Source organism: Peribacillus sp. NPDC096540 (assembly GCF_050278525.1).
Taxonomy (GTDB): domain Bacteria; phylum Bacillota; class Bacilli; order Bacillales; family DSM-1321; genus Peribacillus.
Map to the genome: position 1 here is coordinate 261,728 of NZ_JBNNTG010000002.1, position 18,028 is coordinate 279,755.

The 18,028-nt window shown below is 37.5% G+C and carries 13 protein-coding genes and 2 pseudogenes; 9 read left to right on the top strand and 6 right to left on the bottom strand.

The genetic code is table 11. The features are described from left to right. The first annotated feature begins 7 nt into the window (after positions 1-7). Together ACQKMR_RS03320 and ACQKMR_RS03325 are read left to right on the top strand one after the other, a co-directional pair. Complete coding sequence (locus ACQKMR_RS03320; RefSeq protein WP_427696011.1) at positions 8-787, top strand: enoyl-CoA hydratase/isomerase family protein; 780 nt, start codon at positions 8-10, stop codon at positions 785-787. Between the two features lie 15 nt (positions 788-802). After that, positions 803-1,780 (top strand): quinone oxidoreductase family protein, encoded by a 978-nt coding sequence (locus ACQKMR_RS03325; protein ID WP_427696012.1) that lies wholly within the window; start codon positions 803-805, stop codon positions 1,778-1,780. An 88-nt stretch (positions 1,781-1,868) separates the two neighbouring features. On the opposite strand, the gene ACQKMR_RS03330 is transcribed toward ACQKMR_RS03325, so the two are convergent. Next, positions 1,869-2,204 carry a DUF3905 domain-containing protein gene (locus ACQKMR_RS03330; protein WP_427696013.1) on the bottom strand — a complete coding sequence of 112 codons (336 nt, stop codon included), beginning with the start codon at positions 2,202-2,204 and terminating at the stop codon, positions 1,869-1,871. Between the two features lie 122 nt (positions 2,205-2,326). Here ACQKMR_RS03330 and ACQKMR_RS03335 point away from each other — a divergent pair, with 122 nt between their 5' ends. The 3 genes and pseudogenes from ACQKMR_RS03335 to ACQKMR_RS03345 all read left to right on the top strand — a co-directional run bounded on the left by ACQKMR_RS03335 (position 2,327) and on the right by ACQKMR_RS03345 (position 4,291). After that, the gene (locus tag ACQKMR_RS03335; RefSeq protein ID WP_387587178.1) at positions 2,327-2,485 is read left to right on the top strand and encodes a hypothetical protein; all 159 of its coding nucleotides are present in this window, start codon (positions 2,327-2,329) and stop codon (positions 2,483-2,485) included. Then, positions 2,485-2,631 (top strand): hypothetical protein, encoded by a 147-nt coding sequence (locus tag ACQKMR_RS03340; protein WP_169787512.1) that lies wholly within the window; start codon positions 2,485-2,487, stop codon positions 2,629-2,631. Before ACQKMR_RS03335 ends, ACQKMR_RS03340 begins: the two co-directional genes overlap by 1 nt. Positions 2,632-2,947: 316 nt before the next feature. After that, positions 2,948-4,291, top strand: a pseudogene (locus tag ACQKMR_RS03345) (IS1182 family transposase). A gap of 97 nt (positions 4,292-4,388) precedes the next feature. Here the strand turns inward: ACQKMR_RS03345 and ACQKMR_RS03350 are convergent. After that, on the bottom strand, positions 4,389-6,149 hold the full coding sequence (locus ACQKMR_RS03350) for a B12-binding domain-containing radical SAM protein (protein WP_427696090.1): 1,761 nt from the start codon (positions 6,147-6,149) through the stop codon (positions 4,389-4,391). 218 nt (positions 6,150-6,367) lie between these two features. After that, a complete protein-coding gene (locus ACQKMR_RS03355; protein WP_427696014.1) occupies positions 6,368-7,393 on the bottom strand; it encodes an acyltransferase family protein in 1,026 nt (341 codons plus the stop codon). 303 nt (positions 7,394-7,696) lie between these two features. Here ACQKMR_RS03355 and ACQKMR_RS03360 point away from each other — a divergent pair, with 303 nt between their 5' ends. After that, positions 7,697-9,856 (top strand): PAS domain S-box protein, encoded by a 2,160-nt coding sequence (locus tag ACQKMR_RS03360; protein WP_427696015.1) that lies wholly within the window; start codon positions 7,697-7,699, stop codon positions 9,854-9,856. A gap of 646 nt (positions 9,857-10,502) precedes the next feature. Continuing rightward, positions 10,503-10,745, top strand: coding sequence for an aspartyl-phosphate phosphatase Spo0E family protein (locus tag ACQKMR_RS03365; RefSeq protein WP_053345125.1), 243 nt, complete (start codon positions 10,503-10,505; stop codon positions 10,743-10,745). A gap of 650 nt (positions 10,746-11,395) precedes the next feature. On the opposite strand, the pseudogene ACQKMR_RS03370 reads toward ACQKMR_RS03365, so the two are convergent. From ACQKMR_RS03370 to ACQKMR_RS03380, 3 genes and pseudogenes are all read right to left on the bottom strand, one after another. Beyond that, a pseudogene (locus tag ACQKMR_RS03370) lies at positions 11,396-12,051 on the bottom strand (ZIP family metal transporter). A gap of 170 nt (positions 12,052-12,221) precedes the next feature. Further along, positions 12,222-13,445, bottom strand: a complete 1,224-nt coding sequence (locus tag ACQKMR_RS03375) for an MFS transporter (RefSeq protein WP_427696016.1) — start codon at positions 13,443-13,445, stop codon at positions 12,222-12,224. 149 nt (positions 13,446-13,594) lie between these two features. Further along, a complete protein-coding gene (locus ACQKMR_RS03380; RefSeq protein WP_427696017.1) occupies positions 13,595-15,094 on the bottom strand; it encodes an ATP-binding protein in 1,500 nt (499 codons plus the stop codon). A 155-nt stretch (positions 15,095-15,249) separates the two neighbouring features. Here ACQKMR_RS03380 and ACQKMR_RS03385 point away from each other — a divergent pair, with 155 nt between their 5' ends. Further along, the gene (locus ACQKMR_RS03385; RefSeq protein WP_427696018.1) at positions 15,250-15,687 is read left to right on the top strand and encodes a MarR family winged helix-turn-helix transcriptional regulator; all 438 of its coding nucleotides are present in this window, start codon (positions 15,250-15,252) and stop codon (positions 15,685-15,687) included. Positions 15,688-15,988: 301 nt separating this feature from the next. Then, on the top strand, positions 15,989-17,683 hold the full coding sequence (locus ACQKMR_RS03390) for a M3 family oligoendopeptidase (RefSeq protein WP_427696019.1): 1,695 nt from the start codon (positions 15,989-15,991) through the stop codon (positions 17,681-17,683). Positions 17,684-18,028: the final 345 nt, after the last annotated feature.

Sequence of the window (18,028 nt, forward strand, 5' to 3'; positions counted from 1 at the left end):
TGGGTAAATGTTAAAAGAACACTTATTAACAGAAGTAAATAATAATGTATTAATCGTGACTTTGAATCGTCCTGAAAGCTTGAATGCCTTTAGCCCAGATATGATCTCAAACTTAACGAAAACGATTACCGATGTTAAGCACAAGCCTAATATAAGGGCCGTTGTCATCAAAGGGGCTGGACGTTCTTTTACTGCAGGAGGAGACGTTAAGTCGATGGGGCAAGCCTCGGCAGGACAATTGTATGATCATGTTGGTAAAATGAATGATTGCATTTTGGCGATGGATTCTTCTGAGGTTCCTATTATCGCTGCAGTCCATGGATTTGCGGCAGGAGCTGGTTTCAATTTGGCACTCGCATGCGATTTAATTGTGGCTTCCGATGATAGTCAATTTGCTATGAGTTTTTCACAGGTGGGCTTGATTTCAGACGGAGGAGGATCGTACTTTTTACCAAAATTAATAGGTCCTCATCTTGCAAAGCAGCTCTTCTTTTCGGCTGAACCGATTTCGGCCGAACGCTTATATCAGTTAGGTGTCATTAATTATTTATTTCCACTAAATCAACTAGAAGAAGAAACGTTGAAACTTGCTGACAAGCTTGCCAGTGGACCGACAAAGGCATTTGGAATGATGAAAAAACTTGTTACTCATTCATTTACGGCCACACTAGATGAAATGCTCGAACAGGAACGAATTACCCAAACCTTGATGGCGTCTACAGAAGATCATCTAGAAGGAGTTGCGGCATTCAAAGAAAAGCGTAAACCTGAATTTACTGGAAACTAACAAGGGGGAACAGTGATGAAAGCCATTCAATTTAAAGAATACGGTGGACCGGAAGTACTGAAAATGACTGATAAAGAAAAGCCGGTGCCAACTGGACATGAAGTGCTGATTGAAATTGACTGTGTCGGCGTTAATTATGCCGATACAGCGAGAAGGGAAGGGCAATATGTGGTTCCTACACCACTACCTTTCATACCAGGTGCGGAAATAGCTGGAGTGGTGGTGGAGGTTGGTGAAGAAGTAACCAAAATCAAACCGGGGACAAGGGTCGTGAGTCTGATTGAAGCGGGAGGATATGCCGAATATGCCTTATCGGATGAATTCTCTGCAATTCCTCTTCCTGATGTGATTCAGTTCCATGAAGCTGTTGCCTTACCGCTACAAGGGTTAAGTGCCTATCACATTTTAAAAACGATGGGACGCCTGCAACAGGGGGAAACGGTGCTTGTCCATGCAGCTGCAGGTGGTGTTGGAACGATTGCGGTCCAGCTTGCCAAAATCTTCGGGGCTGGAAAAGTAATTGCCACCGCAAGTACTGAGGAAAAGCTGGCGCTAGCTAAAAAGCTGGGGGCCGATATTCTCATCAATTACACCAAAGAAGGTTGGGAGCAGGAAGTGCGTGAGGCCACTGGAGGAAAGGGTGTCGACGTCGCACTGGAAATGGTTGGTGGAGACATATTCAATAAAACACTGAAATGTTTGGCTCCATTTGGCCGACTTGTTGTTTTTGGTAATGCTAGCCGTGAGGCATATACGATGAACCCACAGGTTTTAATGCGCCGTAATCAATCTGTGGTAGGTTTTTTTCTGCCGCAGATTATGAAAAAACCAGATTTGCTGCTACCAAGCATCAAAGAGCTTTTTTCTTACTTAGCTTCAGGTAAGCTAACGCTGACTATTGGAGGTATTTATCCGTTTGAACAGGCTGCTGATGTACATGGAGAAATGAACTCCCGTCAAACAAAAGGAAAGTTGATTTTGCAGGTTAAATAAGGAAGGGGGGTGTTCCGGACTTACCGGGGACACCCTTTTTTTTGTGGGGATTACAAGTGAATTTTGGGCTATAAAACTCGTAAGACATTTAGTCCGTTTTAATACTTACATCTTTGTCAGGGTGCATGAAAGGGGCTTGTGGGGCTCTTTTTGCCTCTAACAGTTCGCGGTTTTCAGCTGAGTTCCATCCAATATCATTAGTTGGGTGGATCCATTCGTCTCCAGCCATGATTTCTGGGTCTGTATCTTCGCTCCAATTTTCGAGTGGTGAGTTTTCTGATGCATATTTGCTGTCCCCAATGACGACTCCATACTCATTAACAAAAGGAGCTTGCGGTTTTATCCCGGTGCCTTTAAAGCTCGGTGCGTTAATTTGGTGAGGTTGGGTATCATTTATTATTGGATTATCCAGTTTCCTTTTCATAAAGTATCTCCCTTTCGTTTTAGGGTTATTTTACTCGACTACCCATATATTATCCCTGAATAATTTTTAGCGGAATTACCCCATTCTAAAAAGTAAAACTTTTAAAAAAAGGTGGAATGAAAATGAAACGGAAAGCCAATGTAGATGGAGCAATCAAAGCAAGTACGACGCCAAAGAAAAACCAAGCAGAAGAGGAATATTCAAATGAATTCGCAGTTGAAGAAAACGCCATGAAAGGTGCCAACCGTAATTCAAAGCAAGGCAGAAAAGGTAGAAGTTAATGGATAAAAACAAACGTAACTCTCAAGAAAAACGGGTAGAAGAAATTGTACGAACGGAATTCGGAATGGAATTCAGTGGTGATATGAATGCATCCAAGATCTATGAAATATTGTCTACAGAAAATAAAAAACGTGAAAATAAATAGAGAATAAAGGACGGACCCTTTTTGGGATCCGTCTCAGACTGTAGACAAACTCGATAATAATTGAGCTTGTCTACAGTTTTTTTTAGGTTTTTAAAATTTGACCGTTGATTGGAACGTAGGGCACTTGCTTTCCGCGGGCGGCCCGGGAGCCTCCTCGGCGCCATTGCTCCTGCGGGGTCTCCCTTGGACGCGCTCTTCCCGCAGGAGTCTCGACCTTCCGTTCCAATCAACTTAGTTTTAACATTTAGATAGAACTCCTTTTGCCTACATTCTTTTTTGTTTTAAAATAGAAGTATTAAAACTTGAGGTGATAAGGATGCTTTCTAAACATGATTCTATTCAGCGAGAACAACTTGAAATGATTACTTTAGATCAACTGGTGCCATCGAACCATTTGGTTCGTAAAATGGAGGCAGAATTGATTTTTCTTTCATTTATGACTTGGTGAAAGATATGTATTCAGAGGTAGGGCGCCCAAGCATTGATCCAGTTATTTTAGTTAAACTGACATTCACTCAATATACCTTCGATATTCGTTCGATGCGTAAAACGATTGAAGAAGTTGAAACCAACATGGCTTACCGTTGGTTTTTAGGTTACGGTTTCCATGATAAAGTGCCTCACTTCTCTACGTTCGGGAAAAATTATTAGCGACGCTTTAAAGATATTGACCTGTTTGAACAGATTTTCTATCGCATCTTAATGAAAGCTTCCGCAAGAAAACTGATAAGTGCAGATCATGTATTTGTTGATTCCACACATGTGAAAGCCAGTGCGAATAAGCGGAAATTTGAAAAGAAAATCAACGCGAGCCTAACAAGGACCGAAGAAGAAATAAATCAAGATCGTGAAAACAGTGGAAAGAAGCCTTTTCCATCAGATAAATTTATCAAGGAAGAAACCAAGGAGATTAAAGAAAGTTCAACTGATCCTGTGAGTGGCTACTATGTGAAAGATGAACGAACAAAACAGTTTGCCTATTCGCTTCATGCGGCAGCAGACCGCAACGGATTTGTGTTGGGGACGATAGTAACACCCGGAAATACGCATGATTGTCATATCTTAGAGCCTCTGGTTGAACAAGTGATTGAGAAAGTTGGAAAACAAGAAGCTATTGCCGCAGATGCAGCTTACGAAACACAAGCCATTACAAACTACCTTTTTGGCAAACAAATCACACCAGCTTTACCTTATACACGTCCTCGAACAAAAGAAGGATTCTTCCGTAAGCATGACTATGTTGTACGAAGAACATTTTGATTGTTATCTCTGCCCATCGGGCGAGATTTTAAAGCACACAACAACAAATAAAGAGGGCTATCGTGAGTACAAATCATCCAAATCCATTTGTGCGACTTGTTCATTTTTATCACAGTGTACAGAAAGCAAAGACCATCAGAAAGTGGTGACACGCCATATTTGGCAAGAATATATGGAAGAAGCAGATCATCTGCGTCATCATGAAGATGTAAAACCTATATATGCGAAACGTAAAGAAACGATAGAGCGTGTATTCGCAGATGCAAAAGAAAAGCATGGTATGTGTTGGACTACTTTAAAGTGACTTAAAAAATTGTCGATGCAGGCGATGCTTACTTTCTCTACCATGAATGTAAAGAAGATGGCCAACTGGACTTGGCGAGGGCCAGAAATGGCTTAAATAATGACCTCGGAGAGGTCACTATTCTCTATAACTGCTTCAAATCCAATAAAAAATCAAAAAGGTTTCGGAATGAGACCATTCCGAAACCTTTTTGTTATAAAATGATGCTATCAGATTTTGAAAGAGAAAAAATGGATGAGCCTTTTCCGCTCGGATCAAAATAAGCAAGCATAATCGATGGTTTTTTAACAATTGTTCCATCTACTAAATATGTTTCTAAATCAAAGGGAAGTTCTTCAAGTAATGTGTGTTTATGAATCTCTTTTTCATTTAGTCCCAAGGCATTGAAAGAAGATCCAAGATGCTCAGGTTTGTTTAGAATTTCTTCATAAATCTCTTTGCGCCCTTGTTTATCGAGAGAAGCATCCCACCAAGGTTTACGTGGTTTGTATTTTTGATTCATGAAGTAATCCAATTTCATGAGTCCGATAATGGTTTTCAATTCAGCTGATTCTCTGGAAGATAAAAACTGCTGTAATCGACGGAACAAGTCTTCCAGTTGATGTCCTATTCGTGACCAGCCTTGTTCATCCCAATAGGTACCGAAATCTTGGAAAAAGTCGAATGGTGAGTTAAACACCGATTCAACCAGAAACTCTGTCGTATGATCCATTCTATGATCATTCCAGTATTTTTCGAGCACATCTTCAACTTGTTTAATACGGACAATGTCGTCAAAGGACAAAACATTATTCCCAAGAATTTCATATGGAGCATGATCACTGTAAATATATTCGTGTTCATTGGCACGTATCCTTAGACCTGTCCCACGCAGCATTTTTAAGAAACCAAGCTGCATTTCTTCGGGTCTTAGTTCGAAAACATCATTAAAGGTCTTCCTGAATGAATGATAGTCTTCCTCAGGCAATCCAGCAATCAAGTCAAGATGCTGATCAATTTTCTGACCGTCTTTAACCATGGTGACTGTCCGTGTTAATTTTTCGAAATTTTGTCTTCTCATGACCAGATCATTTGTATGATCATTCGTCGATTGTACGCCGATTTCAAATCGGAACAACCCAGCTGGTGCATTGTCATTCAAAAACTGGATAACTTCCGGACGCATGATGTCCGCTGTGATTTCGAATTGGAAAACCACGCCAGGATGATGCTCGTCAATTAAAAATTGAAACATATCCATGGCATAGCTCCGGCTGATATTGAAGGTACGGTCAACGAACTTAATAGTTCTTGCACCATTTTCCATAAGGTACCTAATATCTTCTTTGATCTTTTCCCGATCAAAATATCGGACACCTACTTCAATCGATGAAAGGCAAAATTGACAGCTAAACGGACAACCACGGCTTGTTTCGATATAGGTGACACGTTTGGATAGCTCGTCACGATCTTCTTCCAATCGATAAGGGGAAGGGAGGGATTTCAAATCCACCTTGCCATTCTGTGGCTGAATAACTTTTTTTCCATCCTGTCGATAGGCAATCCCACCGACTTTTTTATAATCGTTAGCACCTTCAATTTCAGATAAAAGAGCTTTGAAAGTAACTTCTCCCTCGCCTATTACGATAAAATCAGCTCCGGGAATCTGATCAAGCCATTCACCAACATCATATGTGACTTCAGGTCCGCCGAGAATGATAACCAATTCTGGATTGATTTTTTTTAGCATTGCCACGACTTTCATTGTTTCCTCGATGTTCCATATATAGCAGCTGAACCCGATGACATCAGGTTTTTTGGAATAAAGGTCGCCAACGATGTTCATAATTGGGTCTTTTATCGTATATTCTGCCAGCTGTACATCATAATCTGGCTGAGCATAAGCTTTTAAATATCGAATGGATAGCGATGTATGGATGTATTTTGCGTTAAGAGTACTGATTATTATATTCATGTTAAAGGGCGTAAAAGAAACGCCTGGCTCCTTTCGTGTACATGTCTTTTTAAGCCAACAAGCACTAACGAGTAATTTTACCATAGCCTGCTCCATTTGAAAAATGCGTTATTGTAAATGAAGGGGAATCTATTGCCTTTGCTTTTTGGCTTGAATGTTGGTAGGGAATAGTGTTTGAAAAAAACGAATAAAGCAGAAAATGCTTTATCCGTTTTATTTTAAAATGCTTGTTTAATATACTCTTTTGTTTTAGTCATGAAACGTTTTGTTTTGGTTGCTTTCAATTCGATGATTGGCTGGGCCATTGTAACAATCATTTCGCTTGACAATAACACAGTGATCAAGAATGAGAGGCCGGCAAGCATGATAAAACTCTCTGTATTACTGAAGTAATCCTGTATCGTGCTTTCACGGAAGAAACGAATGAAGAAGCCGTGCAGCAGGTAAACATATAATGTTTGTTTCCCCCAATTGGTAAAGAAATATTGTCCGCGTGGGATGAAGGATAGAAAGCTAAACACTGAAATTATACTCAATCCATAAAAGCCTAGGCGTTTAAACATAGAAACGATTGTCGCTTCTTCAAGCTCGGCATAAGGTTTCGAACCGAGCAGCCATTTATAATTGATATCGGTATTTAAATAAAAACCGATAAAAATCACTAACATGATACCAAGTGAAGCCAAACGGACTTTGGGCGTGAATAATCTTTTTAAATGATCCTTGCTTAAATGATACCCAATTAAAAACATTGGGAAAAAAACGAATGTCCTCGATAGACTCAGATAATTGGAAATATTGTCAATATAACCAATTAATAAGGCGATTAGAAAAGATAAACCTATCCCTACGATTGGGTTTAGCTTTGAAAAACCAAGAAGCATGATATTCCAACAAAATAAACTGATTAAGAACCAAAGAGACCATTGGGGATCGAGTAGGTCTACAGAGATGGCAGGACGATCATATAAAAAATAATAGTAAACGGAATATATTAATTGGAAAATAATATAAGGTAAAATCAACTTTTTTGTTATTTTGGATAAGTATCCTTTTTGGTAAAAACCTTTGGCAAAGAATCCTGATACAAGAATAAAAGCAGGCATGTGAAAGGAATAAATTGTTTTATATAGAGCGTAAATTGTTTCACTGTCGTGTATATACGTATTCAGCAAATGTCCAAAGACGACAAAGGCCATGAGAATGAACTTGGCGTTATCAAAGAAAAAATCACGTTGTTTCATATTTGCCTCCATTAATAAATTTTAAGGGTGCTTTGAAAGCATAGTTATTTATATACCCTTAATCGATAGAGTTAAATCTAATTTTATTAATTTTATTAATTTTATTAATTTTATTAAAGCAATCTTAAATTAAGCTTAACGCTAAGTATTAATCGATTCAACATACTATAATTTAAAGTTAAGTAAAATTATGGGTTTTGATAGGTGGTCTGATTTTACTGATTTTTGAAAATACCGAGGAGAATTAAGATAGGTGTCGAATAAATTTGGGTAAGTATTGGTCTTTTGAAAAGGGGTGTAAATATGAATACAGGTTATGAGAATGAAACGAGATATAAACAAGAAATTTTAATATTAAATAAACAGATTGAAAGATATAACGACATTTTCAATTCTATGTTAGAGCCCTATATTAGGGTAGATGAGGAACTGAGGTTCACTTATATGAATGAGGCAGCTTGTACTCTGTTTGAAACATCGAGAGAGCAGCTGGAATTACTGAAGTTAACTGATTTTCTTCAAATCATCCCTTTGAAGGAAGAAGAATTCGGCTCACAAAGTAGCAGCGAGGAAAGAGAAAAGAAAATGATTCAGCTTCATACAGGAGCGCTAAAGCAAATTGAATTCATTCGTATTGGAGCACCTTCCGAAGGACAGCAAATTTATCGTTTGGAGGATGTGACATTGGATGTTTCATCCTCCCGGGAAACATTAATGTCACGGCAGATGTTTTTGGACATTTTTGATACAGCCATTGAGAGCATCGTACTTTTCGACAGCTCTGGAATAATCATAGAAGTGAATCATGCATTTATCCATGTCATGGGCATTCCGAAAAAGGATATTGTCGGAAAAAATATGACGGATCTCATTTCCCAAAAGTATAAGTCATATTGGGAAGAAGGTATTCGAAGAGTCTTCAGTGAGTCGAACTTCAGAGGAGAGGTAGAGATATTAGTCCATGATGAGCCACATCCATTTATTTTTTCACTCAGTTCCACAGTCGGAAATGAATTATTTATGTCAGTGTTTCGAAAACTTACTGAATCGAATTTAATAGAAAAGAAGTTAGAGACGAGCGAAAGGATTTTTGCAGAATTATTTGACCAGTCAATGGATGCGATAATATTTTGGAATGATGACGGAATCATTTTTCGAGTAAATCATTCAGCCTGTAAAATATTTGAGTCTAGCAGGGAAGATTTGATAGGCAGTTATATTTGGAAATATGTCTACAGCAATAATCAACATTTTAATCAGATGATGAATACGTTTGAAAGAGACACCCAGGTCAGGGGCGAACTGATTTATAAAATGCCGAATCATCAAATTAAATTACTTGAATTAACTGCAAAAAAACATGAAGGTGATGGTTATAATGTGACAATCTTTCGGAATGTCAGCGAGCGATGGCTGATTGAGAAAGAATTACGGGATAGTGAAAAGAAATTCAGGAAAATTTTTGAGGGAACATTAGATGGCTTGATTTTATGGAATGAAAAAGGGTTTACAGACATTAATGAGGCGGGACAGGGAATTTTGGGGATTTCGAAGGATAAACTTCTTTCTTTTACTGTTAAGGAGTTTATTGAAAAAATACCTGGGAATGCAGCTGATCTGAACGCTCATATTGAAAAAGTCTACAAACATGGGGTTTACTCATCTATCATCCCGATAATGTTTGAAAATGGAAGAGTTAAGCATATTGAATTTTTAACTAGAGAAAATTTATATTCGAGCCTGCATTTAACCATTTTTCGTGATGTGAGTAAAAATCTTGAAATGCAAGAGCAAATTCGGAAATCAGATACCTTAAATGTTGTTGGTGAACTGGCTGCAGGGATTGCCCATGAAATTAGGAATCCAATGACGGCTTTAAAAGGATTCATCCAATTGCTTGAGGATGGTGTCAAGGGTGATTTCTCTACATATTTTCATGTTATTACCTCTGAAATTAAGCGGATTGAAACCATAATCACTGAATTTTTGGTGTTGGCAAAGCCTCAAGCACTTAAATTTTTCAAACAAGATGTTCATACAATTCTGAAGGAGACGCTTGAGTTGCTTGCCGCTCAAGCTCTACTGGAAAATATTCAATTTGAGACGAACTTTGAAGAAGAAGAGTTTACTGTTTTCTGCGAAGCAAATCAGCTAAAACAAGTATTTATTAATATTATTAAAAATGCATTGGAAGTCATGCCAGATGGTGGTTCTGTTCGTATTAAGACGAGAAGATTTTCCGAGAAGTACGTTTGTATATCCATTATCGATCAAGGGATGGGAATCTCGACGGAAATGCTGAAAAAGTTGGGTGAACCTTTTTATACGACAAAGGATAGAGGGACAGGGCTGGGACTTATGGTTAGCTATAAAATTATTGAGGAACATAATGGCTATATCGAAGTGGAGAGTAAAGTTGAGAAGGGGACTAGCTTTCATATATATTTACCATTCGAGAGTTAAACAGGAGGATGAAGATAGGTTGCTTGCAATTTGAAGAGTAGCAGATGAATTTTCTTCCCCTATTTTGTTATTTTTTCAGAAAGCATAAGTAAGTCTGAATGTTAAGAAGGAATCACTCTTCGATGGATTCCTTTTTTGAATTTCATTCCTCAACGCTAATTTCATTGAAATTAACGGAGGACTCAAATTTAGAATCTAATTGAGATTTACAGGTTTAATGTAAAATCCAACGGTTATTGCTTGCCATTTTGTTAATGAAGTTCTATCTTTCCTTGAAGTGAATGAATCTCTTTAAGGCACTCTATTAACTTATTACTTATTGATAATTTCGTTCTAGTTTGCTATGGTGGTAAACTGTCGAAGTATTTTAGCAAGTAACAAAACAGTGAAAATTAAATATGAATAATATTGGCTCAAGGTTCAGAGTTAGCAGTATGTATATCTATTTAAGACTTAGGATCCTAAATCAAAACAAGTAGATTATGATAAGAAATTCTCGTCATATCATGTCCGCTGAAGGGTCAGGCTTTATCGCAATTTAAGAAGTTTTGTCTTTTTTTGCGAATCTATTTACATATAAGGCATATTTTGTAATACTTCATTATTATAATGTAACTTTAAAAGGGCAGGAGTAGTGAGTGTTGTTATGAATTCTAGGAGTACTACTGAAATTTGTTCTGAAATTCGAATGAAGCGTTGGGAAATGATGGAGTTGGCAAAAATGTATGGGATGAGTCATGAGTATACCCTTCGCCAAAGCGAGCAACTTGATAAACTGATAAATGAGTATTTAATCCTTCAACATCATTCGTCAGTTGAAGTGAGAAATAAACGAGAAGAAATGGTTGTTATTGTACAGAAGCCCTTTAATGATGATTTTACATTTTAAATGGATCTGAATGAAATGACTTTGTAAATTAGAAATGGAAAAAAATAAAAGGGGAGTAAACTCTCATATGGTGTATATATTTTTTTCAATCCTGTTAGTAATGAACTAAGGAAACATAAGATCAAGGATGGAATATATATAAATATTTAAATGCGGAGAGAGAAGTCGGGCAGCTTTGTTTTAAGAGAGTGATGAACGTTGTGATGTGCTGTCTGCTTATATGATTTCAAAAGATTTGATACAAAGATCATTAAAAATAAGGGGATAGTTTATATTTATTTTTCTCTTAGTTTGGACAACTTGCAGAGGAGTGAACAGAGGAAGGCTCTGAGGACATTCTTTGTGTTGCAGGAAAAGTTCAATTTGGTTAAAAAACTAGAAAAGTTCAATTAGTTGGTAAATTAGAGTGTTAGGTTTATATGTCGGAGTAAGTTAACTCAACAGAGGTACATAGTATTCTTTTATGATTGAGTGGTTCAATAACTATACCACTTTCTAAATATACAGAAAATTATAGGTGTTTACTTGTATGAAGGCAGCTTCATAAGTGTTTCTGGCTTAAATGACAACTTTAAAAAGTTTTCATTAATTTGAGATGCAAAAAGTAAAGGCTGACTCATTTTAAAGGGCCAGCCATGAACGCACGAGAATTATAAAATTTCCAATAATATAACTATAAACAATAGGCCGACAATGAATGAATAGGTGGATGTGCGTTCATTTCCATCCCCATGGCTTTCAGGGATTAACTCCTTATAGACGATGAAAAGCATAGCACCAGCTGCGAAAGCGAGACCGTATGGAACTAAAAAACCAATGTAAGAAGTTAAATAAAAACCTATTAAGCCTGTGATTATTTCGATGGTACCGGTTAAGGTGGCTATGATGAACGCCGTAAACTTTCCGATTTTTTGATTAATTAAAAACAAGGCGAAGCAATTAAATTGCCCGTATCAGCCGCATCTGAGGCGTAACTGACCCCAACAGAGAGACCTTCCGGGATATTATGCAGTGTAATGGCTGTAATGATAAGCAAAGCCTTTTCATCGAATTGAATGCCACTTTTCGTATGACTGAGGTCGATATGTGGAATGTTTTTCTCCATAATCGTTAATGTCATGACCCCGAGAAAAACCCCAATAACAAGCTGAATATACCCCCTAGTGGCTAAAGACTCGGGAATCAGGCTCAGTATCGAAGCAGCCATCATAATACCGGCGGTAAAGGCCAGGAGCGTGTCTCTAAAACGATGTGTGATTGAACCTTGAATGAACAAGATCGGTAACGCACCTGCTCCTGTAGACATAGCAGATAGGATACTGCCTTATAAAACTCCACTCATAAATTTCTCCTTTATATTGTACTTATCGTTACTTTTTTGTGTTTTCTGAGTGAAACAATAATTTATTGTATTGAAATGATAAAAATAGGTTCCAGGAAATACTCATTTGGTAGTACTGTTATTCTTTATGTGTATTATTCTTCGGCATACCATTTTTTAAGAGTGAAATCAGTTGGTAGCAACAAACTTATGATTCCTAATAATGGCAAGAATCCTACAAGTTTAATCATGGATGCAATTCCGATGACATCTGCAATTGCCCCCAATGAGACAGACCCAATGGCGCCCATTCCAAAGGCTAGCCCGACGGTCAAGCCTGCCATTGTTCCTACTTTGCCTGGAACTAATTCCTGTGCGTAGATTACGGTAACCGAAAAGCTGCTCATAATAATAAATCCCGCAATCAATAATAGGATAAAGGCGGCAGTAGGCGGGACGAATGGCAAGAGAGCGGTTATAGGCGTACTGGCAGCGAAAGAAAAGAAAATCACGTTTTTGCGGCCGAACCGGTCCGCAAGAGGTCCGCCAAAAAACGTTCCTACAGCCCCTGCAGCTAAAAAGGCGAATAGGAAAATCTGTGCGGATTTTATCGTGAATAAATGCTGCTCGATTAAATAAAAACTGTAAAAGTTCGTCATGCAAGAGACATACCAGGAACGGGCAAAAATAATGAATAAAATTAAGACCAGAGCTTTGGCCACTTTATGGGAGCGCTCTTTATTAATTACTTTAGCTGCAACCTTTTTCGGCTGGAAGTGAACCAGCTTTTGAGAATACCATTTGGCAATATACAGTAATAGCATTACGGCTGTAAAGGCAACTAACGCAAACCAAAGTGCACCTTTTTGACCAAATGGAACAAGTACGATGGCTGTAATGAGAGGGGCGAGAGCTTGACCGCTATTCCCACCAACCTGATAAATCGATTGTGCCAGGCCTCTCCTAGGACCTCCAGCCATGTATGCAACTCGAGAGCCTTCCGGATGGAAAATGGCTGACCCAAAGCCCATTAGAATGACTGCACCAAGGATTATAGTATAGTTTGGTGCCAGTGCGAGTACGATGACTCCAATTAAAGTGCTGGTCAATCCAATAGGCAATGCATAGGGAATGGGCTTTTTATCTGTATAAAAGCCAACAGCTGGCTGTAAAAGCGATGAAACGATATTTAAGCTGAATGCAATCATCCCTAGCTGTGTATACGTTAGAGACATTGATTTTTCAAGAATGGGAAACATGGCCGGTACAACGGCCTGAAGGGAATCATTCATTAAATGACATAATCCTATTATTATCATGATCTTCAGTGTCATATCTTTTTTTTGTGGTTCTGGTTTAATTGCAGTGATACTTGCCATATGTATATTTCCTTCTTTCTAAAATAAGAATCTTACATATTACAATCATTCGTTCACAAGTGTGCTCTGGTGTATTAGACCCTTGTTTAAAGCAATTGTTAGTTTTCGTATTGCCAAACATATGAGAAATAAACTCATAAATAATAGTATTACTCCAAGTTGTCATCCAATATTGGTAAACTAATAATAACTGTTGTACCTTTTAAAGGTTGACTAGTAATCTCAATCGATCCTTTAAATAGTTCAATAATTCGCTTGCACACGAAAAGACCTAATCCAGTTCCTTCTTTTTTGGACGTGTAGAATGGTTCGAACACTTTACTGATGTCTTTTTCATTCAGCCCATGACCGGTATCGATGATTTCTATTATTGCCTTTTCATTTTCTTTATAAATTTTTATGGTTAACTTTTTGTCTAGATCCATTGCCTCCAGGCCATTTTTTGTAATATTAAGAATGACTTGTTTGAGTTGGTCCTTTGTACAATAAACCCTGATTGGTTCCCTTACAATGTCCCATTCCACCTTAATATTTAAGTAACGTGCTTCGGATTCTATTATTGGTCTTAATTCAGCAATAATACTGCGAATATCGTATAAGGATAAAGTATGTGCTATGGGTTTTCCTAAAATTAAAAACTCGCTGACAATGCTATTTATTCGTTCAATTTCTTTCATGATGACAGAATAATAAAACTGGTCTTGTTCTTCAGGGTGTTTTTCAACAAGTAATTGGACTAGCCCCTTAATGCCGGTAAGTGGATTTTTTATTTCATGTGCGGTACTAGCCGCCAGTGTACCGACAAAATCAATCTTCTGCATTTCGGTTAATTGCTTTTGTTTTTTCTTCTCTCTACGAACGAATAGTTCCTCCACAACTGTATATATCATGTGAGTTATAAAGAACGCGAAAAAGACAAACATTAAAAAGACATTCATGTTAATGGTGTTAAGCCGGTCGGGCATTTTAACGGATAAAGTCCAATCTACTTCGGTCAAAGGAACATTCACCCATGTAGAATTTTCAGTAACTCCTTCGGCATTAATATCCAGAATGCGAGTTTTATTGCTTGTTTCTAGTTTCAACGATTGATCAGGGATAAGCATTTTTAAAACGTTTTCGATGTAATCCAACCTAATATGTGCCAACAAAAAACCTTGAACATTTTTATCGTGATCCAAAATAGGTGCGAAAATGGTAAAATAATTAAAACTTGAGTTATTTAGCTCCCGCTTTCCAACAACAACGGCTTTTTGAGTTTCCACTGCCTTATCTATATCATCCTGTTCAATTAAAAAGTAATGAAAGAAATCCTTATTTGTCCCTGAGATAGAAATGCCATCTTGATTTAGCCAATATACTCCTGCGTACCTCGGATCTTTATCTTTAATCCAGTGCATAAGAAGTTTTGTTTTTTTATCATCCATATAAAGAACAGAACTACTAAGACTTAGCAGTTCCAGATTTTCTTTCGTTTCACTGATAAATTGGTCTATGTATTCTTGACAAACTGATCCAACCCACTCAGCTTGCTCTTGTCGTTCTTTATGGATAGATTGTTTTAAATACATCCAATAAATGATAGATAGAATAATTAATGGTAAAATAACAATAAGCAGATATTTGGTAAATTTATGCCTAGTTTTCATGATTGTCACTACTTTAGCTTTTTTTTCTAGTATATCAAACTGTATGATTAAACAATAGTACATACTGATTAGGCAAATTGACAAAGAAGACGTAATGTCATATAATAACTTTTAATTCAAGATATTTTAATTAAAAATTTTAAGGTTGTGAAGTTATGGAGAATAATAACATCCAACAGTCTTTAAAGCTGTTTATTGTGATGTCGAGAGCCCATCGTTCCATTAATGATGTTGTAAATAAACATATAGCCGAAGAGGGTTTGAATCCAACAGAGTTTGCAGTACTAGAATTGCTTTATCATAAAGGTGATCAACCGCTTCAGCAAATAGGTGGGAAAATCCTGCTCGCGAGCGGTAGTATAACATATGTCGTGGATAAGCTCGAACAAAAGGAATATCTACAGCGGATAGCATGTAAAGAAGACCGCCGTGTAACCTTTGCCAAAATAACGGAAAAAGGAAAGGCCTTTATTGAAGGTGTATTTCCTGAGCATGAAAAAAGAATCGATGATATCATGAGTGTTCTTACAAAAGAGGAAAAGGCTACTGTGATAGAATTACTTAAAAAAATTGGTTTTTCCGCTCAAAAGTAGCTTATTAAACCAGCGCCTTAATTAATAAATTAGGTGCTGGTTTTTTGTTGTCTTTTAATCGATTTCTCTAGCAAAAATAATCCTGTTGGTTTACCTGGTTGGTATTCATATTCAAGGGGGCATGTATAGGGAAATCCGTATTTGTTTCAAGGTATAAGCAGGTTTTTCTTTTTGCTGTGGCGAATTTAACTATATTAGGATAACCATTAAAAGGAGGATATTTTTTTAAGATGGCTTTTATTGATGGTAGTTGTGGTTTTTAGGGAAAATTCTAAGAAAAAATGTAAAAAGGAGAGTACATATGAAATTTAATGAGTATGAATATAACCGTCCTGAAATGGATGAAATTAAATCGAAGTTCACGAAGTTTTTGAAGAAGTTTACGGATGCAAAAGAAGTGGACATTCAAGTGGAAGCGATGGAAGAAATAAATGAAATTCGAAATTACGTAGGTACCATGTTAAATTTGGTCTATATTCGACATTCCATTGATACAAATGATGAATTTTATAAAGCTGAGAACGACTATTTAGATGAATTCTCACCTGAAATGGAGGAGCTGACTTCCATATTTTATACTGAACTTGTTCGGTCGAAGTTTCGTCGGGAGCTTGAGATGAAATGGGGGAAACAACTATTTGACCTGGCAGAGGCCCAACTCAAAACGTTTTCGCCGGAAATTATACCGCATCTGCAAAAAGAAAATAAACTATCAAGCGAATATTCACAGTTAATCGCCTCTGCAAAAATTGAATTTGAAGGAGAGGAGCGTACACTTGCACAGCTTCAGCCTTTCATGGAGTCAGCAAATCGTGAGTTAAGAAAAAATGCAAGTGAAGCATATTACAGTTTCTTCGAAAAACATCAGGCAGAATTGGATCGAATATTTGATGAACTTGTGAAAGTGCGGCATGAGATTGCGACTACGCTAGGGTATAAAAATTTCGTCGAGCTCGGATATTATCGTATGACAAGGACTGATTATAATGCGGAGATGGTTGCTGCATTCCGTAAGCAGGTGAAAGAGGATGTGGTACCGCTTGTTACCCGCTTGAAGGAACGTCAGCGCGAACGGCTTGGCTTGGAAAATCTTTGCTATTTTGATGAAAATTTTCAATTTAGAACGGGGAATGCGATCCCTAAAGGTGATGCTGAATGGATCATTGAAAATGGTAAAACCATGTACCGTGAACTTTCACCTGAAACGAATGAGTTTTTTAATTTTATGATAGATAACAATTTGATGGACCTTGTGGCGAAGAAGGGAAAAGAAAGTGGTGGTTACTGTACGTTCATAGAAGATTACAAAGCTCCATTTATCTTTTCTAATTTCAATGGTACTTCCGGAGATATCGATGTTTTAACACATGAGGCTGGTCATGCATTCCAAGTATATAGGAGCCGTAACCTCGATATTCCGGAATATAACTGGCCTACATATGAGGCTTGTGAAATCCATTCGATGAGCATGGAATTTCTTACATGGCCATGGATGGAGCTGTTTTTTAAAGAAGATACAGAAAAGTATAAGTTCTCTCATTTAAGTAGCTCACTTGTATTCCTGCCATATGGAGTAGCTGTGGATGAATTTCAGCACTTCGTCTATGAAACTCCTGACGCTACTCCTCTAGAAAGAAGACAGGCGTGGCGTAAAATCGAGAAGGATTATTTGCCACACCGTGATTATGAAGGAAATGAATTTTTGGAAAATGGAGGATACTGGCAGCGCCAGAGCCATATCTATCAGTCTCCATTTTATTATATCGACTATGCATTTGCCCAAATCTGTGCTTTCCAATTTTGGAAAAGATCAGTGGAGGAGGATGTGACGGCTTGGGAGGATTATTTGAATCTGTGCCAACTTGGAGGAAGCAAGTCTTTTCTTGGTCTCGTAGAATCGGCGAACCTGAAGTCGCCATTTGCTGATGGGACTGTTCAGTCCGTGGTCAATGTGATCGATGAATGGCTTTCCTCTGTCGATGATCAAGCTTTATAAAAGCTGATTGAGCTGAGTTTTAAATTGGAATATTTTTTGATAGTATCACAATAAATTCCATGATGAGCCACAACCTAATCGTTGTGTGAACGCTTGAGGATACTTTTCCTTAAGCGTTTTTATCGTTGCCTGCCAAGTGAACTAACATATATCTATTGTTTTAGTCTATCAGATACCTATTCATTCCTCATTAACTTTAGCGCTTTGTTTAAGGTTAATGTTCTTAGTAAGTTTAAAAGGGGCACCTCTAAAGAGAAGTCTACGTTACATATTGTTTGTACAAGTCTAATATCAGCAAGATTATTTAACAGAGCCTAAATCAATGGGGAATATTACTTGGCTTGT